We start from the raw sequence: 25,305 nt of genomic DNA, 5'->3' as shown, positions 1-25,305 counted from the left end.
TCTTGACCGCCTCCAGCATCATATCGCACGGGACCCGCAGCCCTCCTGCGACGGCCCAAGCCGAATGGCTCAGCTACTCGGCTGATGTCGGCGAAAATCGCTCACCAATACTTCTTTGTAAACGTGAAGTTTGCCAGCTGTCTCCTGCTCATATTTTGCAAAGCGCGCGACACTGCGCGCTGTTCTACATCAAGGTGGTTAGTCAATGCGGATGCCACTGCGCTCGTAGTCTTGCCGAGCTGAGGCATTGCGTCAGTTAGCCTTGCAAGACTGGTTCGAAAAGCCGGGGAAAGCTCAGACGCGGTTATTTCCATGCGAAGGGCATGAGAGCAGAAACAGAACTTGTCGATGATATGGCAGATTTCGCAATTACATGCCCCCAGAGCTATGTCAGTGAATATTTCTTCCGCTCGAAGAGCGAGCTCCGTTGGAGATAACTCACCAGAGGGGGCGGTTCGGTCGAGAGGGTGAGTCCGTGTACGAGTTAGGGCGAAGGTAAGTGTTTCGCGCGCCACCACATACGAGTCCAATAGAACCCACTCGACCAGAGGTCTCGTAAAGTAGCCCCTTTGAGGAAAGGACACGATCTTCCCTTCCGCTGCAAGTCGGATAAGTGCTTCGCGTATAGGAGTCCGGCCGATGTTGAGGTCGGACGCTAGCTCTTTATCGCTGAGATGCTGCCCCGGCATGTGGGATTTGCTGTAGAGCAATTGAAGTACCGCGTCGTAGGCTGCATCGGCTTTTGCGTTCTTCTTGGCTTCAATAGCCAAACTGGGCATTTCTGTCCGACGACATTGGGCCGCATTTTTGCAGAACCACATCTCTACGCTTCCCCTTTTTTCGACGTCCTTTGAACGTTCGATTAGCAGAATTTGAGTTTCTGCGGCGTGCTATTTCTCGACATCCGGACATGACGCATGCACCGCGCGCCGCCTCAGCTGCATACACCATGCGTATGAGGTGTGACCATGGCCAGCCGCGGCGCTCGGATGCGGAAGCCGGTTGTGTGCGTCAAGTTCTGCAAAAATGGCGTGGCATTCAGCGGTGACGTTGGCGTGTCCGCCGCGCAGCCCCCGTGTTTAGCGGAGCGGCGGACATGGCGGGCCGCGTCTCAGGCGGCCAGTGCTCTCAGGCTCTCCTTCTTGTGCTCGCGCAGGTGATCCATGTTGAGGTAGCGGGTCGCCTCGAGCCAGTTCTCGTGGATCTCCACCGCCAATGCCCGAACCAGCCGCAAACAGCTCTGCGGGTTGGGGAAGATGCGAACGACCAGGGTGCGCCGCTTGATCTCCTGGTTTAGCCGCTCCAGCATGTTCGTCGACTTCATGTGCTTGTGATGCGGCAGCGGCAGCCGGTAGAAGCTCAGCGTCTCCTCGATGTTGTTCTCCACCCAATCCACCAGCTTCGGGTATTTTGCCTGCCATTTGGCGATCCACTGCGCCAGGTCGCGCTTGACCTCGGCTAGGTCGCGCCGGTCATAGAACCATCTGAGCTCCATCAGGCAGTCGTCATCGACCTTGCGCGGCACATAATCGAGCGCGTTTCTGAGGAAGTGCACGTAACAGCGCTGCCAGACTGCCTCAGGCAGGACTTCCCGGATCGCTGCCCTGAGCCCCGGATGGTCGTCGGAGACGACGAACTCCACGCCGGCAAGCCCGCGCTGCTTGAGCCCTGCCACGAACGCGCGCCAGCTCGAATGGCTTTCACGGTTGGCCAGCTCGACACCGAGCACCTGGCGCCGGCCCTCCCAGTCGACCCCGATCGCCACCAAGACCGCCTGGCTGGCGATCACGCCGGCCTCGCGCGCCCGCTCATAGCGCGCGTCCAGGATGAGGTACGGGTAAGGTTCGGCAAGCCGCCGCTCAAAGAACGCCTTCAGCGCCTCATCCAGCCGCGCCGTCGCCTCGCTCACCGTCGAGGCCGAGAAGGCGTGGCCGCACAGTTCCTCGGTGATCGCCTTCACCTTCCGGGTCGACACGCCTTGCACGTACATCTCGACCAGCGCCGATACCAGTGCCTTCTCCGAGCGTTGATAACGCTCGAACAATTCCGTCGAGAACCGGCCGGTCCGATCCTGCGGAACGCGAAGTTCCAGGACCCCAACCCGCGTCACAAGCTTGCGCTCATAATAGCCGGACCGGTAACCAACCCGCTCCGCCGTCCGCTCGCCTTTCTCGGCCCCGATGGCCTCCGTCATCTCGGCTTCCAAAGCCTCCTGCACGACAGCCTGCAAAACTCTGCGGAAGCCGTCCTCATCCGACAACAGCAACGCTTTCAACTCGCCTCTGCTCAGTCTAACTTCTCGATTGGTCATGCACTTACCCTTCCACGGGAATCGGTGATCGCAACGTCACCAGCGTGCCATGGCCGCCTCGCCTCAGGGCAAGGCCTGCTCTCTCTCTCCAGAGCTTTTTGCAGAACCTTCAGGACACTATCCCAGCCAGATCAGGCGGCTGTGACAGTAGCTCTGCGCAGATTGCGGAGACGCCCATACCAAGAGCTTCGACACGCGTAGCACTCTGTAGTCGCTCCGTCAGGCGCTCGATCTGGGCGTAGTCGAGAAGGCGAGCTGAGGCCTCAACCGAATGTAGGAAGGCCGCGCTCAGGTTCGCAATTTCCGGTCTTACATGCGAGTTCAGTGGCGAGGTGCTGTGTCAGTCGCCGGGCTCTATCGCGCTCAATCTCCCCGGTAACGCCACCCTGAACTCGCGAAACCCAGAGAGGCCACGAGTACGGCAAAAACGCAAAACCGACGCTTCTCCGCTGTTTGTTTGACTTACGAGTTTGGAGATAGATAAGTCCCCAAGAAGCTCGGGGTTTTAGGCAACAAAATGCGCGATTCTGGATTGTGAGCTAGGCCCGCTGGCGACCAGACCGCATACCGCATCCCGCACCAAGCTTGATGACCTGTCCGCCATTGCACTGCCCGCCGGGGTATGGTGTTCCGGATGCAGGCGCGGCGGACCGTCCACGCCGCTGCCCTCTTTCTACATTGGGCAAAGCAAACCTTTAAGTTCCGCCAAGTTCAGCAACAATGCCTCCGGCTCAAAGGTCCGGAGGTCATTCCTCAGTCGACTCGTATGGTGGCGGGCGCCCCCGAATGCGCAGTAGCGCATATTTGCATTTCGCGCGGCACTAAGACCGATGACGCTGTCCTCAATGACAAGGCACTCTCTGGCAGACACGCCCATGATTTCCGCCGCCAATAGCAGCACAGAAGGGTCAGGCTTCCGGACACCGATGTCATCGGAGGAGAAGAACCGTGAGCCTACAAGCCCCAAGAGATTGGCGGCTCTCATGCGGTGGATGAGTTCGAAACGAGATGTGTTCGATGCGACACAAAAGGGAATGGAAAGCCACTGGAGCAGTTCAACCGCGCCAGGTGTCGCCGACAGGATCCCAGAGGCGGCCAGCTGGATCTCAGCCGCGGCCGTTTCCATGAAGTTCTTCGGCAGGCTTACACCGACAAGTCTTTCCAGATGCCGTTGTTGATCGTCTCGCTCAACACCGGAGAGCGTTGCCGTTATTTCATCTGGATGCACCTGGAAACCTTCCGCGGCAAGTTTTGCCGAAATCACCTCCGATGCTACGATTTCCGTCTCCGCAAGGGTGCCGTCAAAATCGAAGATGATCAGTCGAGGCCGCGACCGATCGGACGTTTTGATCGATGGTGAAGCCATCATTTCGGATCACCGGGACGAATGACAGGCAGCTGATCAAGTCCCTCGTGACGATGGACAACGACATCCGATCCGTCCAACATGACGACATCGTATGATGGCGCAGCCGCCACAAATATGGGCTTGCCATATTGTTCCCAGTCCAGAACGATATGCTGCGCCGTGCCACGGCTGGCAGTAAACGATATGCCCGACAAACTGCCTGCTGCAGCAACATGCCGGTGACCAAAGAGCATGTGGCGGACCGATGCGTTTTTCCGAAGGATGGAAAGGAGCCGATCGGACTCCTTCATATCGCTCGTCTTAAAACAAGGCACATGCAAATCCGCCGGCGTATGGTGCATAGCAACCACGACTGGTCGGCCGGCGGCACGGAAAAGCTGGTCCTGCAGCCATTCAAACCGGCCACCGTCAAGACAACCGAAATGGCTGATGTCGTCCTTTGTGTCGAGCAAGACGACGAGCCAGTCGTGCAAGTCGACAGCCGCCTGAACGAATCCTTCCCCGCCGAATACGCCTCGAAATGCGCCGCGGTCATCGTGGTTGCCGATCGTCAAATGGACCGGGAGCCGGACCTCCGACAAGATCTCGCGCAAGAGTGCGTAAGCGGCTGGATCGCCTGTATCAGCAAGATCGCCGGTAATAAGGATGAGCCTGGCATCTGCGTGTACGCGCGAGACATGGTCCAAGGTGTCGCGCAATCTCTGCGCCGGATCGATGCCGTAAAGCGTCTTGCCAGGGGCAACAAAATGAGGATCCGTGATATGAATGATTTTCTGCATTGCTCCACACTCAGATTGGGCCCGACCCTGGGAGGAAGTGGGACAAGAGACCGCTGCTGCGTCAGGCCACTTGATTGCCGTCGTTGTGGTGACCATCTATTCCAGGCGTCTGACAGCGAACCGTGAGCAGTGAGGGGTCGACCCTCTCTGCCGCCCGGATCGAGGTGTTCGATTCCAAGCAAACAGTTGACCGACGAACGGCCAATAAATGTCGCGAGTTGTAAATGCTCGGGCCGCATAAGGGACCTCGGTCGCTATCGCTTTCGGTTGATCATGAAGTAACTCGTCCATCATCGAAACGGTGCCACGGGCCTGTGCTTCGAGCTCCGGTGAGTTCCCCCACGCAGACACGAATGCTCCTTCTTGACCCTCAATTGTAATTTGTGAGCAGCTCGGTCGAACACCGTTGAGTGTCGCTTGCGCGCGCCCGCCCCATGCCGCATCCGCCTGTCAGACTTCGCCGATATCGAATGCAAGGGAGCTTTGTTCGGATTTATGTCAAGTGGACGGAATCGCCGGGACAGTCGGTATAGGAAGACATTTTTGTGGGGTTGAGTGGATGGAAAGCTGCTGCAGTTCACCTTACGGCACCTGCTGCCACCGGGTCCGCCTCCTCCCATTTTGTATTGGGCTGGACTTCGCTCGTCATCAGCAGGACGCTAAGTTCTTCGGCTGATCGCGCGACCACCGCAGCGCCGGCTGACAGCAATCGTTGACCGTGGTCGTCGTGGCAGTGGCCGCCCGCGGTGAAACCGATCACCATCATCCCCGCGGCCACACCGGCTCGAACGCCTGCAATGCTGTCCTCGACAACGACGCAGCGCGCTGCCTTAGTGCCCATCTGGGCGGCAGCGAACAGGAAGAGGTCCGGTGCAGGCTTACCGGCCTTTACCATGGCGGAGCTGAACACGTGGGGATGGAAGTATGCCCAAAGTTCCGTCAGTTCAAGACCAAGCCGCAGCTTGTCGGGGGCGCTGCTCGATGCGACGCAGCGCGGCAATCGCAACTGATGCAGGAGTTGGTCAATGCCGCTGATCGCTTGCAGTTCCGTCTGGTAGCTTTCCTTTATCCGGGATTGCACGATGACGTCGAAGTCGCTGGGTAGAGGGCGGCCCCAGTCTTCTTCGATCATTTTCCGCATGGTGGCTGAGGAAAGGCCGGTAAACCGCAGAATCACATCAGAATACGACATGGGATAGCCAATGCGGGTAAGTTCTTCGGCATCGATTCGACTTGCCAGCGTCTCGCTATCGATCAGAACGCCGTCGCAATCGAAGATGACCAGTTCATAAGAGGCCTGTTGATTCATTGCATGCCCTCGGGAACCCAACCTTCTGCGGAGACCTCGACCACATGTCGGTCGCTAACTTCGAAGCGATGCACCAGGACCCCATCAACGTCGATTATCGCGATGTCAAAAGCGGGCGCATCCTCGACGAAGTCCGCGTCTCTCCGCGTGAAATGTGGAATGATCTGATGCGCCACGCCGCGGTTTGCACTGAAAGGGATGCCGCTCCAGGTGCCGCCAACATCGACATGCACATGGCCGTGGAAAATGTGCCGCACATTGCCGGCGCTGACAATCGCCTGCATGATCGGGCGCCAATTCTCGGTGCTCCAGGGTTCGAAATGCGGCAGGCCGATCGGCTGCAGCGGATGATGGACGAAGAGGTAGGCCCGCACATCCGACGCCTCGGCCACCCGGGCCAGCAGCCACTCGAGCCGACCATCGTCCAAGGAGCCATGACCGAAACCTTCCACCAATGTGTCGAGAAAAATGAGGCGCCCGGCAGATCCGTCGTGAACCGACTGGATAAAGCCGTTCTCATCGCGCGGCTCTCCAGGAAACGCCCGAACAAAATTCTCGCGGCTGTCGTGATTGCCGAGCAGAAGGCGGGCGGGCACGCACAGTTCCTGCAGCACCTCGCGAAGTAGGACATAGGAAGCGAAATCTCCCTCGTCAGTGAGATCGCCAGTCACGACGCAAAGCTCGGCGTCGGCGTGATCGCGGTTGATGCGCTCAATGGTCTTGCGAAGCCGTTGGGCAGGATCGAAGCCGAAGAGCATGGCGCCTAACGGCACAAGATGGGGGTCGGTCAGATGAATGAGTTTCATGGATAATCCCGAAAAAGGGAGGGATGCCGCACAGGAGCGTGCAGCGTCTCGGACGAGGCGATCAGTTCGTTTTCGGCAGGAGTGCGCGAACCTCGGACACCATGTCTGCGAGAGCGGCTTCCGGTTCCTTGGATCCAAGCGCAATAGCCGTCATCTCGTCGCGGAGGACCTCCCCGATCTGCACGCCGTTATCACCAGGCCAGGAGAACCACGGGCGGGCGCGGGGCGTCTGAAGCACGCTGGTGTACCAGTTCGGGTGCTTATCGTAGAAGCCGGCGAGATGATCCTTGTCGAGGGCAAGCGTGTTGGTCGGCATATAACCAGTATTCGGCACGACAATGCTCTGGCCTTCAGGACTTGTGGTGAACTTGACGTAGTCCCAGGCGGCGGCGCGCTTGGCGGGATCGTCGGTAAGGATTATCGCAACCATGCCGCCCGTCGGCATCGTCGCATCTTCAGCGCCGAGCGGCTGCTTGGCTGTGCGGAGCTTGAACCGATCTCCAATTTCACCTTCGAAACCGCTCACACTGCCGGCAGAGGCGAAGAAGAAGCCGAGCTTGCCAGAGGTGAAGAGCTGCCGGGCGGCATGGGAGTCGATCGCCGGCTGAGCGCCGTCGGTGTGGAACCGCTTGAACAGCTTGACGGCAGCCTGGCCTGCAGGACCGTCAAAAGCGATGTCGCTCTCCTTGTCGTTCATCATCTGGCCGCCGAAGTTGCGTACCAGGTTCTGCGTGGCCCAGTCGTCCGAGCCGAGCTGGTAATACATGCCGGACGTTCCATTGCCGAGCGCACCGACCTTGCCGGCCAGTGCGACGAAGCTGTCCCAATCGGTCGGAACCTTGTCGGGGTCGCCGCCCGCCTGCTTCACGAGATCGGCATTGTAATAAACGACCGGCGTCGACATGGCGAAGGGAAGTCCGTACAGATGGCCCTCGATTCTTGCCAGAGACAGGATTTGTTCCGTGTAGCCCTTATCGGCCAGGTGATCGGCGGCAACGAGATCGTCGATGGGCTTTACGAGCCCGCGCGTGACGAGCGGACGGAGCACGTTAAAGCCGACATAGTGAACGTCCGGCAACTCGCCTGCCATGCTCTGACGAATCAACGTCTGGACAGCTTCGTCATAACTCGGCGCAGCAGCGCGGAAGCTGATCTTGATTTCCGGGTGGTCCGCCATGAAGCGGTCTGCAATCGGCTTGTGGATCACTTCGTGTTCGGGCCAGGCGTAATAGACATTGAGTTTCGTCTCGGCTTGCGCTGGCATGGCTGCCGCTGCGACACCGGCAGCAAGGATCATTGCAACTGTTTTCACATTGCTCTCCTGAGTTTTGAGATGGGGGTTTTTAGAGACGGAGCTAGTGTCGGCCGAGCACCAGACCTCGGATGAAATGTTTCTGCATGAGAAGGAAAAAAGAGACCAAGGGAGCAGTTACGAGAACGCCCCCCGCCATCAGCGCACCGACATTTCCGGCGCCCTCGCCGGCCTGCCGGAAATAGGCAATGCCGAGCGAAGCCGTCATCATGTCGGGATTGGTTATCACCACCATTGGCCAATAAAGATCGTTCCAATGGGCCACGATAGAGAAGATCGAGAAGGAGACGACGGCCGGCCAAGCTGCTGGCAGCATGATCCGCCAGGCGATCGATAGCTCGCTGAAACCGTCGAGCCGCGCCGCGTCGAGCACCTCATCGGGAAAGGTCACGAAGAACTGCCGGAACAGGAAGATGGCAAACACCGAAATGATCCAGGGCAGAACCAGAGCGGCATAGCTGTCGAGCAGTCCGGATTTTGCGAGGGCTATGTAGATCGGGATGGTTGGTATCTGCACCGGCACCAGAAGGCCGAGCAGGACGCCGACAAGCAGAATAGGGCGGCCCGGGAAGGACAGCTTGGCCAGCGCATAGCCGCATGGGATGGCGATCGCGATCTGCAACACAAGAATTGCCAGACACACGACAAAGCCATTTGCCATGAACCGAAGCAGCGGAATTGCCGAGAGCGCAGTGCCGTAATTGTCGATTGCGCCGTGAAGGGTCGGCGTTGGAAGCAGGCTGCCGTCAAAGATCTCGCTCTGTGGCGTCAGCGAGGCAAGGATCATCCACAGAAACGGAAAGACCATGATGATCGCGCCGGTGACAAGCACAGCATGCGAGACAATGCGGGAAGAGGAAGATTGCCCCAGGATCATCACTGGCCTCCATTTGCTTTCCAGCGCGCCCGACGCTCGGAGACGCGCATCTGGACGAGCGACAGGAAAGTCACGAAGACAAAAAAGGAAACGGAGATCGCAGAAGCATATCCGACGCGGAAGAAGCGGAAACCTTCTTCATAAAAAGTGTAAAGAACGACGGAGGTAGATTTCATCGGCCCTCCCTGTGTGAGGACCGCGACCGTTTCGAAAACCGAAAAGGCGCGGATAATTGTCATCACGGTGACGAACACCGTAACTGGCGCCAGCATCGGCCAGGTGACCAGAAGGAAGCGCTTCAGTCCCCTGTCCGCCCCGTCGATAGTCGCAGCTTCGTAGAGCTCCTCTGGAATGGTCGAAAGGCCAGCCAGGAAAAGGATCATGTTGAAGCCAACCAACTGCCAGACGCCGATCGCCGCGAGCGCATATATGGCCGTCGCCGGGTCGGACAGGAACCTGACGGGCGATGCGCCCAGGAGCTGCAGCAGCGTGTTGGCAAAACCCAGACTTGGATGCAGGATTGCTTCCCACGCGGTCGCGAGAGCAACCAAGCTTGCAGCCACGGGCAGAAAGTAAGCGGTTCGATAGAGAACTGCGAACCGTGATCTAGCGATCAAAACGGCGACGAGCAGCCCCCACCCGATTGCCGTCGGCACGACCACAGCCACATAGAGCGCGGTGTTGCGCAGACTCTGAGCAAAGCCAGGGTCGGTCAACATGCGCGTATAATTAGCAACCCCGATGAATTGGATTCCGGCCAAGCCGAGCGACGCATTCGTGAAGGACAGAAAGAAGACAAGAATGGCGGGTCCGATGACAAGGGCAACAAGCAACAGCGTCGCCGGCACGGACAGAATTATGCCAGCTTGCGCCTGGGCCCGAGCCGGCCGGTAGCTGCCTGCAGTGTTCGGAGCTAAGGAACTGAGCGGAATGTCGTTGGCTAAGGCCATGTCAGGCTGCCCCGCTGTGATCGCCACGCTGGCGCGAGCCGTTGGAAGGAAAGAACCATGCCTGTTCAGCGTCGATGGTCAGTCCCAGATTGTCGCCGTCACGCAGTGATCGCGCGCGCTCGGCGGAAATGCGGGCGACGAACTGAGCGCCGGCCTCGGCATCGACAAAGACGTGAGCGTCGATCCCTGCGTGCTCAATGCGCGTGACGCGAACCGGCAGGGCTCCTGGATGATCCTTCTCAGCCAGGGTCGCATGCTCGGGGCGGAAGGCCAGCGTTCCGGCCAGCCCGGATCCGAGCGCATCGCGAATGATGATCCTGCTGCCGCCGATCATGAGCGCGCCGCCTATAGGTGCGGCCACTGCCAGCTCGTTCAGGAATGGCTGCGCCAGGAAGCGCGCTACGTCTAGATCGACGGGTTCGCGATAGAGATCGGCAGGGGCTGCGACCTGACGGAGTTCGCCGCCAAAGATGACTGCGACGCGGTCTGAAAGCGCTGCCGCCTCGGCCTGGTCATGGGTAACGAAGATAGTCGTCGTTTCCATTTCCTTGTGAAGCCGTGCGATCTCGCCACGCGTATGGATGCGCAGCGCTGCGTCCAGGTTTGCCAAGGGTTCGTCCATCAGGAAGATCTTCGGCTTGCGCACCATGGCGCGTCCCAAAGCCACGCGCTGGCGCTGCCCGCCCGACAGCGCCGACGGTCGACGCTCGAGCAGCGCGTCGAGCTTGAGAAGCCCTGATGTCTGCCGGACCCGCTCCTGGATCGAGCGTTTGCGTTGGATGGCTCCGGGCAGCAGCGCGCCAATCACAGGAAGCCGTTCCAAGCTGCTTAGCTCACGCATGACCAGCGGGGCAGCAATGTTGTCGTGCACGCTCAGATGCGGATAAAGGGCGTAGCTCTGGAACACGAAGGCTAGGTCGCGGTCCTTCGGCGCCACCGCGTCCAGCCCCCTGCCGCCTGCACGCACATGGCCCTGGTCGGCACGCTCCAGCCCCGCGATGATCCGAAGAAGCGTTGATTTACCACACCCGGACGGCCCCAGCAGTGTCACAAACTCCCCCGCAGCAACCCTTAGACAGATGCCGCGCAGGACATCAATCGCGCCAAACCGCTTGCCGATGTCGTCGATGTGAAGGTCTAACGCTGCCATTCCGAGTTCCCTTTCGGTGGGCGTGACTTCTATCGGTGCTTTATTTCATTTTCGTGACAATATGGAGTTTAATTTCATTTGGCAACCGGTTTATCCATCGCCTTTCCGAGCGCCAGCATGAGGCTTTCGATCACAAAGATCTTGCCGATCGTCGATGTTAGGGTGCCGCCGATCGGGTGGTCTTGAAGGCCGGAGGCCTGCAGGGTGAAGTCAGCCGCTTTCTCGAGCGGGCTGCGGGCGCGGTTGGTGATGGCGACGGTCAGTGCCCCCGCAGAACGGGCGCCCTTGAGGAACTGGACGGTGTCAACCGTGAGGCCGGAGATCGAAAGGCCGATCGCAACGCATCCGGGACTAAGCCCGCTGGCGACTTCGTGAGCCATGTTGGAATTCCTGAACGCAAAGGCCGTTAGCCCGACACGCAAAAGCCGATAGGCAAGCAGTTCTGCCGTTATACCGGACATTCCGGCGCCGTAGAGGTCGATCCGTCTGCTTGCCGCAAGCGCGGCGGCGACCTTCGCGAGAGTTTCGGAATCGGCATTGTTGTGTGCGATGCTGAGGTTTTGCGCCATGGTGTCGTGCAAGGATTGCAGAGCGCTATCCGCAGTTCCAGCAGCAGTAGGAGGCAGTCCCGGGCGGCCAATCTCGGCCGCCAATGCCAGCTTGAAGTCGCGGAAGCCGGAAAAGCCTATCTGCCGGCAAAGCCGCAATATGCTCGCTTCACCACTGGCCGCGAATTCACCTAGCTCCGCGACCGATTGGTGCAGCACCTTTTCCGGGTTTTCCAGAATGTATTTGGCAATGCGAGCGAGCGCATTGGGCAATCGATCGATGTCGTCCTGCAGGCGAGCCAAGATGCTCTCGTGCGATGCCGCTTTCATTGCAGGTGAGTTGACGCTCATTTCCACAATCCTCACCCCTTATGAATGAAGGAAAGAGCAGCGAGATACCATAAATTATCGAACAATTTCTGGACAATCGACCGAGGGCGGCCCCAAGGTCGCGAGAACAATGCCTCGCTCGTGACCTTCCTGGCGTCGGTCCGCCAAGGTCAATAGTCCTCAATTCTCTCCGGGCCGGATCCACTTCTAAGCATCATTGCGGAAAAGCTGCGGCCTAATAGGTCGTATTTCAACCCCCTGTGATGGTGGCTATCCCATAGGTCATAATGCTCATTGGGGTCCTCTTTATGATCGAACAGCTCTCCTATTCCAACATCGTGATATACATTTAGTTTGTGACGTCCATCATAGTACATCGATGCGCGAGACCCTCGGCTGCCGCGGAACCTGAGGGAGTTGTGATACTCACTGACAACGTATGGCTTATGGCAATCCAGTGAAGTGTTCCCAAGCAGCATCTGGTCGAGTGACAGCCCCTGCATGGCCTTTGGGACCTCAAGCCCCGATAACGAGAGCAATGTGGGCGCAATATCGACCAGCTCGACAAGTGCATTCGACACCGATCCTTGGGCTGGGCTGCCAGGCACGGAAATCACAAGTGGGACATGCACCACACCCTCATAGAACCGGCAGCCTTTGTAGAGCAGGCCGTGGTCGCCCATCATATCACCATGATCGCTCATGAAGACGATGATCGTGCGATCCAGCTGGCCGGTTTCCGTCAAAGTGTCTAGTATCCGGCCGACCAGATCGTCCACCTGTGCCACCTCGGCGTGATAGGCCGCTCTCATCTCCCAAATATTGAACTTCGTTGGTGGCGCTTCATGCGTAGGTCCTGCCAATTCGTCGTTGTGCGCCTCACCCGCGTCTGTTGCTGCGTGCCAAGGATCCACCGCGAATTTCGCTTGCTGATCGACTCGTTCAAATTTCTTCTGGTGCTCGAGATCAATCGGCTTGAACGCAGGATCAGGCATATCATTTGGATTGAACCGCCTGAGGTAGTCTGGCGGGGGATTGAGGGGCGGATGAGGCGCGTCGATGTTAACGCCTAAATACCAACTACGATCAGAATGCATCTTGATGAAGCGCTCAGCCCGATCGCCTGCCCAACGCGCCTGCCGATATTCTGCGGCTGGTCCCGGACCATAGTGTTGGTCAAGATAGGGTTTGAAGTAGGCTTCGGGATTGACCCCTTTTGACCACATCCACGCATGATAGTCGTGGTTGCCTGACCACTCCGGAAATGGCTCAGGGCTCCAGTAGAACTCGGCAAATCCATCATCGGGGCGCTTTTCTATCATGCCACGTGTGGCAGACAGGTGCAGCTTTCCTATGTGCCCTGTATAGTATCCGGCGTTCGCCATCAGTTTTGGGAGCAAAACGAGATGCGAAGGAAATGTGCCGGCGCCGTTCTGATGCACTTGGTGTGCGATCGGATACAAGCCTGTCAGAAAGCTCGTTCGGCTCGGCGTGCAGATAGGGCTCTGACAATACGCACGGGCGAATGCCGTGCCCGTCGCCGCCAGGCGGTCAATATTGGGAGTCTGCGTGCCTTTGAACCCTAGGCACTGCAAGGTGTCCCAACGCTGCTGATCGCTGCAAATCCAGACTATACTAAAGTTCCTCAACTCTCATCCCACGCGCTATGGAGGTTCAGTTCGCGCGCGCACCGGCGCGCAAAACCGCGCCGGTGGCGACGTGTAACGGCTATTTCAGGTATCCAGCGCGCTTCACGATTTCGACCGCATCACCTTGAGCATCGTCCAAGGCAGCCTCTGGGCTCTTGCTCCTGACAACCGCTTCTTGCAGGGCACGGCCAAGGCGATCGCCGATCTCCTTGAATTCTGGAATGCGAGGATAATACCACTCGGGCGCCCCGCGAAGCGTTTCTGCATACGTTGCCGCAAACGATCCATGGCCATAATCATAGTCATGTTTCGCACGGATTTCCGGATCGTCCCACAGCGATGTCCTGGTGATGGCGACAAAGGTGCTGTCGAGCGAAATCCGCTTCATGAGATCTTTACTCGTCGCCCATTGAAGGAAGGCCGCTGCAGCTGCCTTGTTTTCTGATGCAGCTGGAATGACATACGCCTGTCCCGCAAAGGGCGGGAACCTCCCACTTACGCCGCCAGGGGGCAAAGCAAACCCAAGCTTGCCGACGACCTTCGACAGCTTGGGATCGAGAATGCGACCTGCGGTGGGAGCGCCTTCGACAGTCATAGCAATGCGGCCCTGCTGCATCGCGATGACAACATCATCGAAGGTTGCTGAGATGCTCCCAGGCACAGTGAAATTGGTCATCACATCCGTGTACCATTTCAGCGCCTCCACCGCAGCGGGCGAATTTACCGTGGGCGTCAGATCCGCTGGTTCGTCCGCAAAATATTTACCGCCAAAACCATAAAGAACCTGGCCCCAAAACCATATATTCTCGCCAGTATCCGGTTGACCCCGTAGCGCCGTGCACTGAATGTCTGCCTTTCTCAGCAGATCACAATCATTACGGAACTCTTCCCACGTTTGCGGTGGCTGTTTGATTCCGGCTTTCTCGAACAAGTCGGCACGATAATACAGGAGCTGTGTCGCCGCGAAATGCGGAAATGCCAGCTGTTTGCCGTCCTTATTGTAGAGGCGCAGCACGGGAGCGATGAAATCCTGTACGTCCGCACTCTTCATGTCTATGTAATTATCGAGCGGCTCCAGGATATCGCCAGATGCGTATCGCCCGAACTCCTCGCTCCCTAAGTATACCACGTCGTAACTATCTGAACGCGTTAGGAGCTCGACCGACACTTTTTGAACGGTCGGCGCATAACCGAAGAGATCAAACTGCACTTCAGCGCCAGTCTTCTCTGTGAATTCGTGCGCGAATTTTTTGAGCTCCAAATCGTATGCCGAGTTTGTCGATAGGACCTTTATTTTCGCGCCGTCATAGCGCTGTTGAGCCGTCGCTCCCCCGCCGACGGCAACACCGAACGCAACGGCAAGAATTCCAAGATACCTCATTGATTTTCTCCTTGAGCTAGTGTTTTACCCTTTCACGGAACCGGTCGTTGTTGGGCCGGCGACGTATTTCTTTACGAACGGCACGAAAACCACGATCGGGACCAGCATAAGCACGCATGCGGCTGCCGCCTTGCCCCAATCGGTCCCCTCAAATGGCATGAAATTCAGTATTGCGACGGCTGCGGTTTTTGCGTCATCGCGTGTCAATGTCAGCGCGAAAAGAAACTCGTTCCACGAACCAATGAATATCAGTATTGCTGTTGCCAGGATACCATATTTGGCGATGGGTATCGAGATGAGCGTCATCGTCTGCAGCGTTGACGCGCCGTCTATCATCGCGGCTTCTTCGATTTCACGCGGCACTTGGTCAAAAAACGCTGACAAATACCAGATCGCAAGCGGAACCGCGAACATTGTGTTGACGATGATCAGCGCAATCTTCGTGTCGACGAGGTGTACTTGGCGAAAAAAGAGAAAGTAGGGGATGATGTAGATCATCGCTGGCGCCGCCCGGAGTGCCAACACCAGCGTCAATAGCCTTCGCATCGCAGTTTTCTGCAAATGAGAGATGCCAAAGGCTGCCGGGATCGAAAGCGCCATGGTCAATATGATGGTGCTGCATGAGACCACAATTGAATTGATGAGCGCGGAAGAGAAGTCCTTGTCAGCGATTATCGCGGTATAGTGCTGAGCGGATGGCTCCCCCACGATCACGGGCGGCCATTGAAACATCTCGGTCGGCTGTTTGAGAGATGTCGATAGGGTCCACAATATCGGCGAGAACAGGAATAGCGCAAAGGCAGCGGAGACAAGGTATCCGTAGATGTGACGTCCGAGGTCCCGACGCATGGGCTCACCTCCCAACGCGAGGGGCCGAGATTTGGCGAGTGGATGATATTCGGAGATGTGACGTCCAAGGTATCGATGCATGGGCTTACCTCCCAACGCGAGTGGCCGAGATTTGGCGAATAGACCAAAAACACACGCCGACGATCGTTGTTGTGAATGCCACGAGAATTGCGGCGGAATAATCGAGATCGAGATATGTAAATGCGGTCAGGAAAGCGTAGAAGTTTAGGGGTTCAGTCGCCCCAGCCGGCCCGCCACCTGTCAACACGAAGATCACGGGGAAAATCCCAAGGACCTCTAAGGCTTGAAACACGGCGACGGCTCCCATCGCAGGTAAGACGAGCGGTATGGAAATATGCCATTGCGCCTGGGCCCAACTTGCTCCGTCGAGGTTTGCCGCCTCATAAATCTCGTCTGGGATCGAGTCCAAAGACGAGAGAAGCAGCAAAGCAACTATGGGAACGCCAAACCAAATCGATACGATGATCACGGAGATAAGCGCTGACGTTTTGCTTCCAAGTAAGTCAGCTTCGAAATTGTGACCGAACAAGCTTGCGAGATAAGACAAGCCGCCCACACCAGGAATGAGGAACAGCTTCCACACAATTCCGCCTACCGCTGGCGGAATTATTGACGGAAGCAGGAAAGATGCTCGCATCCACCGTGTGCCAACGAGATTTTCCTTAAGCGCTATTGCCAACGCTAATCCACACAGTAATTGGAGGACGACGGGGACGACGACCAAAATGAACGTAACCAGCGCGGCGTTGATAAACCGACCGTCGGACAAGAACCGCGCGTAATTGTAAAGCCGGATAAAGCGCGTCTTTTCCGGGAAGGCTATGTTGAAGTCACCGAACGAGAGGGCAATGACAGCTGCAATCGGCACGACTGTCGCAAGACATAGGAACGCGATCGCGGGTGTAACGAGCGCCGAATACACTTTAGGCCGGGAAGATGCCATCGTCCGTTGCTCCTGGAGTTATTTATGCTCGCCTGGAATGGGCACCTCAGATGCTGCCAGCAACGCTTAAGCGAGCTTCAGCAAGCAGAGGACGTCAACGATGCAGTGTTCCCCGTGGTGAGTTACTCGCAGCCGTCAACCGTGCCGAGACAATTCCACGGCGTATAGTTTTATCGTAGAGTTACCTTTCCAAGTTTCATGCGCCTTTGGAAACAGAATGCTGCGCTCCATTCAATTGGCAGGCGAAGCACGACACATTCTGCCGTCGACGGCCTCGAGACAGCGTGAACACTGCACTGGCTCGCCATTGCTGTCTTGATCAGGGCCAAGAAGGATGTCCGGAACGTGTCATCTCGTGGCGCGCGTGCTCAGACCCGGGGCTCCGATTCGTCCATGGTCACCTTTGTGTCATTTTGGCTATAACGAAACTGGGCATCAGTAAGTCCGGCCGCGTCGGACAGTTCTGCGGCTAGCAGCTGAGCGGGCAGGATGTCCACGATTGATCGTGCCACGCGGTTCTGCAAAGATGGCACCTTCACAACTGCGAGGTTTTTGGCGTCCTGAGGCGACTCGCTTGCGGTTACCAGAAGAACTGCACAGCCGATTTCAGCCAATTCCTGCGCCAATCGCACTTCGCGGCCGTCACCAAATATCAAAATCCCGGTTGCCTGATCCATCGATTCCATCGGGCCGTGCAAGTAGTGCAGCGTGTCTGCGACGCCGGTGGGCACCCTCGCAGCCTCGCGAATGAGCAAACAAGCCTCGCCCGCCGTACCCAAAGCCGATATCGCGCCAACGCAATCGATCGCCCGCTGGTCATGAAACATTTCTCCAATGCGTGCCATCTTTTTCGCAGAGGTTTCCAAGACCTCGCTTGCTATCAGAGGAATGTCGTTCCAATTGAAGCTGTCTTCACCGCAGAGCGCATCTATCAGCAGCCCGCCTGCCAGCAGCGAGCCTGTGTAGCCGGTGCTCGACGGCAGTGAATCCGGACCGGACTCGAAGCGAAGTGCTGCCGAAGCGGTGCGTGACAGCGGGTCGTTGCCTCCGCTTGTAATCGCGAGGGATGGTAACGTGCTGTGGATGGTGAGTGCAGCGATTGGCTCGATGCTTCTTCCTCCGACAGAAAAGACTATGATCGCGTCGCCAGGGTCCCCCGGCTCCATGAGATCGACTGCGCGCCAAGTATTTGCTCGTCTGCCGCGGCGTTGCAGCTCACCGGCCACTACCCCCGCTGCCTCGTAACTCGCGCCTATTCCTGTAACGACGACAGTCCCCTTTTCAAATGGCGCGAGATCAAGGTCGCGAAGCTGCGTTCCGACCACTTCCAAGGTATGGCGAAACTGATTGGGTTGACGGGCGATCGTTGACCTGTAAATCATTGGATATCCATATGTTGAGAGACAATTGAGGTCTCTGGGCCATCCCCGGCACTGCAAAGTTGCCGCGCCAAGACGCAGGCGCCTAAGACCGGCGGCTTGTCGAGGAAGGTGACCGCCACTGTCGCCCCGAAACGATCGGAAATTTGATGGGAGAACGCATTGGCTAAAAGTGGCTGGGCGAGGATGACCCCTCCGCCTACCACCACGTCTTTGTCGGACACGCCCGCCAACTTCAGGTGGTGAACTAATTGGGTCAGGGCCGCTGCGCCCTCGTCAATAACGCGCTTAGCCAACGACGAGCCTTCATTGGCTGCGTAGAAGATAACGGGTGCGTGTCGCCCCAGAGCCGAGGCACCGCCTTCCTTCGCGATAGCGGTGCCGATGTTCGTGGGGCTATTCAGTCCAAATGCCTCACAAAGCGCTTCGACAAGCGGCTCTGACCTTGCCCCTCCGAGGTCAATGTGCCGTCGCACTGCTCGACCAGCCTCACGTACTAAACCGGGAGCGCTCCCTTCGTCTCCGATTGCCCAGCCCCAACCGCCTGCGACATGCATCCTGCCTTTCTGGTCCCGAGCAACGGCGATTGAGCCAGTTCCCGCGACGACACCAATTCCGCTGGAAAGCCCCATGGCTAGGGGAAATAGCTCTGCATCGTTGACGACCCTCAACGGGCAGGCAAAATGATTGGAAAGGGGTTTTTGCAGGATGGCACACTCGGCCTCATCATCACATCCATGAGAGCCAATCGCGATGCCGTTGGGAGTGGCGCCATCCGCAAATCCGCTGATTAGCGCGATTAGTCCAGGAATATCGTGGTCATAGGCTCCACAACGCCATTCACTGGTCCTCACCACCAAGTCGCGGCCCATGCCCTGTTCCAGGCAGCTTCTCAAATGCGTTTTGGTGCCTCCGATGTCGACACCAATCGATATAGAAAACATCTCGTCATCTCTGTTCGCATTCGCGCCCAGCGGCCGCGGTCCCAGTCTCTCGCTGAAGGAATATCACTTTTTTTTCGTCTGCGAAAGATGGTTTTTTTCATCATGCGCGACTCTTTCCCCGCGCGGCGATGATGGTCAAATGCCGTGCAAAAAGGCTGGCAGGCGGCTGGGGGCTCTAACGAAAACAATGTTCACGGCTTGGCAATCTGCTGAAAAATTCCTATTGCTTTCACTGCCCGTGTCAATCAAGCCTAGGGAGCTGGAGCTCGGCGACATCAAGGGAATCGTAAATGCAGGAAAAGATCTTGGCGCGCTTGCGTTCGTCTCAGCCCAGCCTCAGTCCGGCGCTCCTTCGCATCAGTGAGTACGTCCTTAACGATCCCGCGAAGGTCGTGAACCAAACTATCACGGAGGTTGCTGACGGATCCGGATCGAGCGAAGCGAGCGTCTTGAGGTTCTGTAGAGACATCAAATTTTCGAGCTTCCAGCGTTTCAAACTGGCATTGGGGATCGAACTCTCCACTCACCAGACAATCAGACACGCCAGCCCGTCTGGTGACGTCATCGACGACACGCTGTCGACGGCCATCACCGCGCTCAAGCAGACAAAGGACCTGTTGAATCACGCCGCTCTCGAATTGGCGGCAAAACAGATCATACGAGCAAAAAGCATAGATCTGTACGGGTTCGGCGGCTCTGCGAATGTGGCCCGATACGCGCATTACTTGTTTGTTCGATTCGGACTGGTGTCGCGCGTGCTGGACGACCCACATCTCGCCGTCATGAGTGCAGTGAATCTCGGGCCGAAGCAAGTCGCACTGGCAATTTCGGAATCTGGCTCGAGCAAGGATACAATCAACTCACTTATGGCGGCCAAGGCGGCTGGCGCATTTACCATCGCAATCACCTGTCATATACGCAGCCCGATCGCTGCCAACGCGGACGCTGTACTGGGAGCATCCTCAACAGACACGCCCATCACGCGAGGAGCATTCTCCAGGGTCGCTGGACAATATTTGATCATCGACATCCTCGCCAACATGATCGCTAAAGATGGCAGCAAGTTCCAGGCGGCTATGCAGCGAACCGCAGAAGCCACCATAGATAAAAGCTTTTAGCCGAAACGTTCGCGCAGGTAGTCGTTCAGGAAGCGACCGTCCGGGTCGAAGCGAGCCCTTTGAGAAATAAAATCCCCGTATCTTGGGTACAAGGCTTCGATCTCGGACCGGCCCAGGCTGTGAAGTTTGCCCCAGTGCGGACGACCTTTTACCCAGGAAAAGATTGTCTCGCAATCGCGGATGAAATCCCAGTAGTCCTCTCCTGCTGCGCCGGACACCGATATCATTGCGGTCTTCCGCTCAAAGTATGGACTCAACCAAATATCGTCAGCCGCCACGGTTCTATACTCAACCGGGAATATCTGCGACGGATGCTTCGTCTGGATCAGCTTGCGTATTTCACGCAATACCGCCGGACCGTCCTCGTAGGGCACCGAGTATTCGCATTCGTTATGGTTCGGCATCGGAATTGAACCCGGAAATATCCGATAGCTGGGCCCTATTCTCTCGCCGGCCTGTGCTTCGACAGCTGCTGACGGCTGAGTTGTGACGTTCAGCGTTCTGATTTCGCAGACATCAGCTTTACTGCGCGTACGACCAATGCCAGACGTGTCGGGCAGGCTGTATAACGATGCCGAGTGTTCGGTCGGGCACCAGAACACGCGGAGGCTCCGGTTTTCCTGACATAGCTGATCCAAATGATTCATGCATTCTTCAAAATCCTCACGCCATATTTTGTCATGAAGATCAAAAGCAGGAACAAGCTTCATCGTGACGGAAAGCACCACGCCAAGCATTCCGAGACAAACTTTCGCAGCGTTGAGGACATCGATGTCTTGCGAAGCATCGAAATTGGCGATGGATCCATCGCCCATCGCTATCCGCATTCCAATTATCGGGCCCGCTAAGCATTGCAAACTATCGCCGCTGCCATGCGTACCCGTCGATACGGCCCCGCTCATCGTCTGCAGATCGATATCGCCCTGGTTGGGCAATGCCCAACCAGCAGAACGCAGTTCAAGGCCAACGTCACAAATCCGCGTTCCGCCGCGGAGGGTTACGCTGCCGTTGGTTGGGTCGATATTTTCGATCCCTGTTAGACGCTCCGCGGAGATTAGAACTCCGTCCGTGGGGACAATCGGCGTATAAGAGTGCCCCGTACCCACTACGCGGACGCGCAGATTGGTTGAAGCTGCTGTCTTGATCGTTCTGCAGACGTCATCGTCCGAACTTGGCATTTCGAAATGCTTCACCCGACAAACCTGATTGCTCACCCAGTTCCGCCAAATCATGCTAGGGCCGAGTGTCTGCGCTCTGGTCTCTGAAGAAGGCAATGGAGTTCTCCTTGCGTGTGTTTTCTCGCTGCTAGGTGCTGGGGCAGCCGCCTCGGCCCGCCAGAATAGGGTCGTCACGCTGTGCCCAGCGCCGACTCATTTTGGCAGGCATGACGGATATCATCATCGACCTAGATACAAAAGAAGATTATCTCCATTATAACTCGGTGCCCCGGCAGACCGACCATTGGCGCGGGGCAGCGGTGACCGCTGGTGGTCCACACTCGCTTCTCCCGTCGATGCGAACGGAAAATTATCGTTTCAGAGCCTTCACCCCACAAGAGCCGACGACTGGCACCGACCGGTTGCGTCGGGCCTCACCACGTATTTCGTGCGAGGCTTTCGCCGAAGGACGCGTATGCTGTCTTGTGCACGTCAATCAGCCTGTTGGACAGTTCTGGCTCTTGGCCCGGCGGCCTTGCAGTGCAGGAGCGTTTGGCGAGTCCTGGCCCCAGCTCTTGACCTTGTCCTTGCCCTTGAAGCGCATCATCAGACGCCGCCTCATAGAGCGCGCGCCGCACGTCGACGTCGCCTGCCTTCGAGATGCGGCCCTGAACGTCGATCGAGGTGCCCGACTGCCGGCGTCGCGACCTCAGCCCGAAGTAGGCCGCGACGTCGCGCGAGCGGCGGAACCGCGTGGGATCGTCCATCGCCGTTCATGAACGAAAGCGCCGTCACCGGACCGACGCCGGGGATGAACGCAGCGCTCGAACCGTCGTGACGCACTCTTCCATCGGACGGACGGAGCATCGAAATCGAGCGCGGTCCGGCTGTCTCATTGTCGGCGCGGCGGCAGGCAGGATAACGTGGTTCAGTCGTTCCTGGTTTGCATCGGTGCTCATCCGCCGGAGCGGATCTCCTTGCTCAGATGGGGTCCGTCAGCGCGCCGGCGCCATGCGTTTTATCTGCCGCCGCACCGCTCATCGATGCGCTCCCAGCAGCTTGCGGTCCTTGACATGGGCGCGCCGCGTGGCATCGGCCTCGCTCGCGGCCGCATCGCCGACGTAAACGTCCATCGCTCCACATGGCGTGTATGATCACCGCCAGCTTGCGCGCCACCGCAACGCAGGCCTTGCGGTGGCAGGAGCGTTTGGCGATGTCCCGGCCCCAGCTCTTGACCTTGTCCCTGCCCTTGAAGCGCGTCATCAGTCCTGACGCCGCCTCGTAGAGCGCGCGCCGCACGTCCGCGTCGCCGGCCTTGGAGATCCGTCCCTGAATGTCGATCGTTGAACCGGACTGCCAGCGCCGCGACGTCAGCCCGAAGTAAGCGGCGACGTCGCGCGAGCGGTGAAAGCGCGTGGGATCGTCGATCGCCGTCATGAAGGAGAGCGCCGTCACCCGACCACGTCGGGAATAGCCATGAAGCGCCGGCACGGCTCGCTGTGCGCGACGATCCTCACGACGAGATCATGCAGCCGGCAGTACTGTCGCCACAGCGCCGCGCGCGCCGTCAGCATGGCGTCCATCAGCTCGGCCGACAACGGATTGTCCGCCACCGCCTGGCGTACCGCGCGTTCGAAGGCGCCACGTCCGACCTTGCCTAAGGCGGATGCCGAACGACTTCAGCGAGTGGCGGATGGCGTTCTCCAGGTCGAGGAACTTCGGCCTTCAGATTGCGCCGGTGCGTCAGCAAAAGGCGCGTCCGGTAGCTCAATGGCTCGACGGACACGAACTCCGACGCCATGCTCGAACATCAAGTCGGCAAGTTGGCGCCCATCGAGCAGAATGACGCGTTGAGACAGGTGCTTCACGAATTCGTGGGCATGTGGGCTGAATGTCGAGGTGGTCACGAAAACACCCTTCGTCGCTCCTAGCCCTACCAGACTGCCGACGAATCCTTGAACATCAGGTCGCCCAATAGCGTTTGCGACAGCATAACGCTTCGCTTGAACATACACCGATCGAGACCGAGCCGATCCTCGTTGATTACGCCATCAACCCCGCCGTCGCCCGAGCGCCCAAGCTGGGCGGCTGCGTTCTTATGCGATCCGCCATAACCCATGGCGACAAGTAGATCGACAATGAGCCGCTCAAAGAAGGCCGGGCTGTTTTGGCCTATCCTGTCCAAAATGTCTGCCCGCAAAGCGGTTAGTACCGCCTGATAGGCACTTTCGATCTGCTCTTCCGGCGTCGCCTCCGTCGCGACGTCGGATGGCGTCTCCCCTGCACTATCATCGGAGCCGTTGCCCTTGTAAAACTTCCTAAACTCTGGGTGTTTCAATAGCAGCTTCACGTCGATGCGGTCAGGGCCGCTGGTGAGCAATGACAGACCTGCTTCGGTGGCAACGAACCGCCCTCGTGCGGGAGAGGCGAGCAGTCCCGCTTTGCTCATGTAGAATTTCGCCCAGTGGATACGGTTGTGTAGCACGTGCTGCTTGCCGCTCGGCAACAGCTGCTCACGCTCTTCAGCGGTGAGACCAAACCGTGCAGCAATCTCGGCCTCGGCTAGTGGGCGGAGGTTTCGTCCTTCGAAGAGACCTCAAGAACCGGGAGCATGAGCGATTGGTAGTCAGGGATCGGCATCGTGCTTTCAGCCTTCGAATACACGGAATGCAGTTGAGGCGGCGAGCGCTGACACGTGGGAATATCCCCGACTGTCGGGGGCATTACTGTCGATCGGCTTCGCTGAGCTTGACCTGCGGCAACTCATCGCCGCGACACCTTACTCGTGGAGGCAATCCCTTCGCCAGCGGGGGCCTCCGACGGAGTCGCCAAAGCGAAACGCGCAAACCTACCCAATCGCGTTCCAATTCTTGCTTACGAACAAGCCAGTCTGGAAGCACGCTGTCCATCGCTTTCCAGAATTGCTTGGAGTGGTTGTGATGCAGCAGGTGAACCTGTTCGTGTAGCACCACGTAGTCGATAACCTGTACCGGCAGCTGTAGAAGTCGCCAGTTAAAGTAGAGTGTCCTATGCTTGCCGCACGAACCCCAGCGGAATCCAAGGTCCCTCACAATCACCTTAGATGATTGTCTGCCCGCTTAGTCGTTCAAGCTCGGCCGATCGTGATCGGAGCCATGCAGCCCCTTCGTCCATGAACCATCGCTGAAAATGTAGAGCAGCCTTCGGAGATCGTGGACAAGCGCGTGCGCCGTTACGATTTGACGGTGAGTGGTTTGAGCTCAGGCGCAGTGCAACGAAAGTATCTTCTATCTCGGCCGAAGCTACCGACTTCGCAGCGTTGCGGCGCGTTGGACGATCTCGTCGAGCACATATCCGTCCTGATCAACCGCTCTCCACACCCAGGATTTCTGACCGTTGATGCGCACCACGACTTCATCGAGGTGCCAGACATCGTTTTCGTTTGCGCCTTCGGCGTATGCGGCGGGCATAATCAGGCAGTGCATCGGCACCATCGGAGGATGGTCTCGTGGGGAACGACAATCCCGCGATCGAGCAGCATTTCCCTGACATCGCGCAGACTCAGATTGGAGCGGAAGTAGCCAGATAGCACGGGCCACAATTTCGATCAGGTAGTTCGATCACACGTCGTTTCGTCAGTATCGATTGTCGCGCATCTCGGAACCAGATCCGCCCTGCGTGTGAACGATCTTGAAACGAGATGATGTGGGACGACAATCGGTATTTGACCACTACCATTTAAATAGAGATTCTTTGGGCGCTCGCTTCCGCTGAGCTTGATAAAGCGCTGACATTAGCACGAAACAATGAATGGGAGGAGGAACATTTCATGTCGCAAGAACTCGAATATCTTAGCCGTTACGTCGCTGCGGGCCGCCTGAGCCGACGTGAATTTCTCGGCCGTGCGACGGCGCTCGGCGTTTCAGCGACGTTCGCCAATTCGATCCTCGCCAGCGCTGCGCGCGCGCAGGGGCCTGTCCGCGGCGGTATCACCAGGGGCGGCCTTAGTGGTGCTGGGGCAACCGACAGTCTCGATCCGGCGACGTCCTCGAAGATTATATCAAGATCGTGGATATGATCAGGCGCTTAGCGTTATTGCGAGGAACGTTAGTGAAGGAACTTCAAGCGCGTCGTAACGACACTA

The 25,305-nt window shown here is 57.8% G+C and carries 20 protein-coding genes and 5 pseudogenes; 3 read left to right on the top strand and 22 right to left on the bottom strand.

Annotation, left to right across the window (positions count from 1 at the left end; translation table 11 throughout):
- Positions 1-101: 101 nt before the first annotated feature.
- The 17 genes from EN846_RS27705 to EN846_RS27620 form a co-directional block, all read right to left on the bottom strand.
- The gene (locus EN846_RS27705) at positions 102-821 is read right to left on the bottom strand and encodes a GntR family transcriptional regulator (RefSeq protein WP_029354792.1); all 720 of its coding nucleotides are present in this window, start codon (positions 819-821) and stop codon (positions 102-104) included.
- 290 nt (positions 822-1,111) lie between these two features.
- Positions 1,112-2,311 (bottom strand): IS256 family transposase, encoded by a 1,200-nt coding sequence (locus EN846_RS27700; protein ID WP_127284308.1) that lies wholly within the window; start codon positions 2,309-2,311, stop codon positions 1,112-1,114.
- 673 nt (positions 2,312-2,984) lie between these two features.
- On the bottom strand, positions 2,985-3,680 hold the full coding sequence (locus tag EN846_RS27690; RefSeq protein WP_091597848.1) for an HAD-IA family hydrolase: 696 nt from the start codon (positions 3,678-3,680) through the stop codon (positions 2,985-2,987).
- Positions 3,677-4,459 (bottom strand): metallophosphoesterase, encoded by a 783-nt coding sequence (locus EN846_RS27685; protein WP_189523701.1) that lies wholly within the window; start codon positions 4,457-4,459, stop codon positions 3,677-3,679. The genes EN846_RS27690 and EN846_RS27685 overlap by 4 nt, the downstream gene beginning before the upstream one ends.
- Positions 4,460-5,036: 577 nt before the next feature.
- The gene (locus tag EN846_RS27680; RefSeq protein ID WP_127400337.1) at positions 5,037-5,768 is read right to left on the bottom strand and encodes an HAD family hydrolase; all 732 of its coding nucleotides are present in this window, start codon (positions 5,766-5,768) and stop codon (positions 5,037-5,039) included.
- Positions 5,765-6,574, bottom strand: coding sequence for a phosphodiesterase (locus EN846_RS27675; protein ID WP_127400336.1), 810 nt, complete (start codon positions 6,572-6,574; stop codon positions 5,765-5,767). The genes EN846_RS27680 and EN846_RS27675 overlap by 4 nt, the downstream gene beginning before the upstream one ends.
- 61 nt (positions 6,575-6,635) lie before the next feature.
- Positions 6,636-7,886 carry an ABC transporter substrate-binding protein gene (locus EN846_RS27670; protein WP_029354776.1) on the bottom strand — a complete coding sequence of 417 codons (1,251 nt, stop codon included), beginning with the start codon at positions 7,884-7,886 and terminating at the stop codon, positions 6,636-6,638.
- A gap of 43 nt (positions 7,887-7,929) precedes the next feature.
- On the bottom strand, positions 7,930-8,763 hold the full coding sequence (locus tag EN846_RS27665; protein WP_029354774.1) for a carbohydrate ABC transporter permease: 834 nt from the start codon (positions 8,761-8,763) through the stop codon (positions 7,930-7,932).
- On the bottom strand, positions 8,763-9,713 hold the full coding sequence (locus EN846_RS27660; RefSeq protein ID WP_091597853.1) for a sugar ABC transporter permease: 951 nt from the start codon (positions 9,711-9,713) through the stop codon (positions 8,763-8,765). The genes EN846_RS27665 and EN846_RS27660 overlap by 1 nt, the downstream gene beginning before the upstream one ends.
- 1 nt (position 9,714) lies before the next feature.
- Positions 9,715-10,863: an ABC transporter ATP-binding protein gene (locus tag EN846_RS27655; RefSeq protein ID WP_091597856.1), complete on the bottom strand. Its 1,149-nt coding sequence runs from the start codon at positions 10,861-10,863 to the stop codon at positions 9,715-9,717.
- 74 nt (positions 10,864-10,937) lie between these two features.
- Positions 10,938-11,762 (bottom strand): MurR/RpiR family transcriptional regulator, encoded by an 825-nt coding sequence (locus EN846_RS27650; RefSeq protein ID WP_051695325.1) that lies wholly within the window; start codon positions 11,760-11,762, stop codon positions 10,938-10,940.
- A gap of 149 nt (positions 11,763-11,911) precedes the next feature.
- A complete protein-coding gene (locus EN846_RS27645; protein WP_127400036.1) occupies positions 11,912-13,390 on the bottom strand; it encodes a sulfatase-like hydrolase/transferase in 1,479 nt (492 codons plus the stop codon).
- Between the two features lie 79 nt (positions 13,391-13,469).
- Positions 13,470-14,771 carry a sugar ABC transporter substrate-binding protein gene (locus EN846_RS27640; protein ID WP_127284306.1) on the bottom strand — a complete coding sequence of 434 codons (1,302 nt, stop codon included), beginning with the start codon at positions 14,769-14,771 and terminating at the stop codon, positions 13,470-13,472.
- Between the two features lie 24 nt (positions 14,772-14,795).
- Positions 14,796-15,620: a carbohydrate ABC transporter permease gene (locus tag EN846_RS27635; RefSeq protein WP_189347517.1), complete on the bottom strand. Its 825-nt coding sequence runs from the start codon at positions 15,618-15,620 to the stop codon at positions 14,796-14,798.
- 85 nt (positions 15,621-15,705) lie between these two features.
- Positions 15,706-16,584 carry a sugar ABC transporter permease gene (locus tag EN846_RS27630; protein ID WP_127400035.1) on the bottom strand — a complete coding sequence of 293 codons (879 nt, stop codon included), beginning with the start codon at positions 16,582-16,584 and terminating at the stop codon, positions 15,706-15,708.
- Positions 16,585-16,952: 368 nt separating this feature from the next.
- A complete protein-coding gene (locus tag EN846_RS27625) occupies positions 16,953-17,966 on the bottom strand; it encodes a glucosamine--fructose-6-phosphate aminotransferase (protein ID WP_091597870.1) in 1,014 nt (337 codons plus the stop codon).
- Positions 17,963-18,835: a BadF/BadG/BcrA/BcrD ATPase family protein gene (locus tag EN846_RS27620; RefSeq protein WP_164747224.1), complete on the bottom strand. Its 873-nt coding sequence runs from the start codon at positions 18,833-18,835 to the stop codon at positions 17,963-17,965. Before EN846_RS27620 ends, EN846_RS27625 begins: the two co-directional genes overlap by 4 nt.
- A gap of 43 nt (positions 18,836-18,878) precedes the next feature.
- Between EN846_RS27620 and EN846_RS35320 the strand changes: the two genes are divergently transcribed.
- Both EN846_RS35320 and EN846_RS27615 read left to right on the top strand, forming a co-directional pair.
- Positions 18,879-19,271 carry a hypothetical protein gene (locus EN846_RS35320; RefSeq protein WP_128276483.1) on the top strand — a complete coding sequence of 131 codons (393 nt, stop codon included), beginning with the start codon at positions 18,879-18,881 and terminating at the stop codon, positions 19,269-19,271.
- Entirely contained in the window at positions 19,198-20,025 is an 828-nt protein-coding gene (locus EN846_RS27615; RefSeq protein WP_029354755.1) for a MurR/RpiR family transcriptional regulator, read from the top strand. Before EN846_RS35320 ends, EN846_RS27615 begins: the two co-directional genes overlap by 74 nt.
- Here EN846_RS27615 and EN846_RS27610 read toward each other — a convergent pair.
- The 5 genes and pseudogenes from EN846_RS27610 to EN846_RS27585 all read right to left on the bottom strand — a co-directional run.
- Positions 20,022-21,239, bottom strand: coding sequence for a D-arabinono-1,4-lactone oxidase (locus tag EN846_RS27610; protein ID WP_164783573.1), 1,218 nt, complete (start codon positions 21,237-21,239; stop codon positions 20,022-20,024). The two genes, EN846_RS27615 and EN846_RS27610, sit on opposite strands and share 4 nt — an antisense overlap.
- Before the next feature lie 485 nt (positions 21,240-21,724).
- Positions 21,725-21,995, bottom strand: a pseudogene (locus tag EN846_RS27605) (IS110 family transposase); the annotation flags it as partial.
- A gap of 224 nt (positions 21,996-22,219) precedes the next feature.
- Positions 22,220-22,950, bottom strand: a pseudogene (locus EN846_RS35630) (IS110 family transposase); the annotation flags it as partial.
- A gap of 94 nt (positions 22,951-23,044) precedes the next feature.
- A pseudogene (locus tag EN846_RS35620) lies at positions 23,045-23,688 on the bottom strand (restriction endonuclease); the annotation flags it as partial.
- 802 nt (positions 23,689-24,490) lie between these two features.
- Positions 24,491-24,741, bottom strand: a pseudogene (locus tag EN846_RS27585) (DDE-type integrase/transposase/recombinase); the annotation flags it as partial.
- Between the two features lie 249 nt (positions 24,742-24,990).
- Between EN846_RS27585 and EN846_RS27580 the strand changes: the two are divergent.
- A pseudogene (locus EN846_RS27580) lies at positions 24,991-25,203 on the top strand (twin-arginine translocation signal domain-containing protein); the annotation flags it as partial.
- Positions 25,204-25,305 lie beyond the last annotated feature (102 nt).

Origin of the sequence: Mesorhizobium sp. M4B.F.Ca.ET.203.01.1.1 (genome assembly GCF_004791025.1) — a bacterium.
In the GTDB taxonomy this organism is placed as follows: Bacteria; Pseudomonadota; Alphaproteobacteria; order Rhizobiales; family Rhizobiaceae; genus Mesorhizobium; species Mesorhizobium abyssinicae.
Note: the sequence above shows the minus strand (reverse complement) of the source record. Positions and strands in the feature narration are given on the sequence as shown.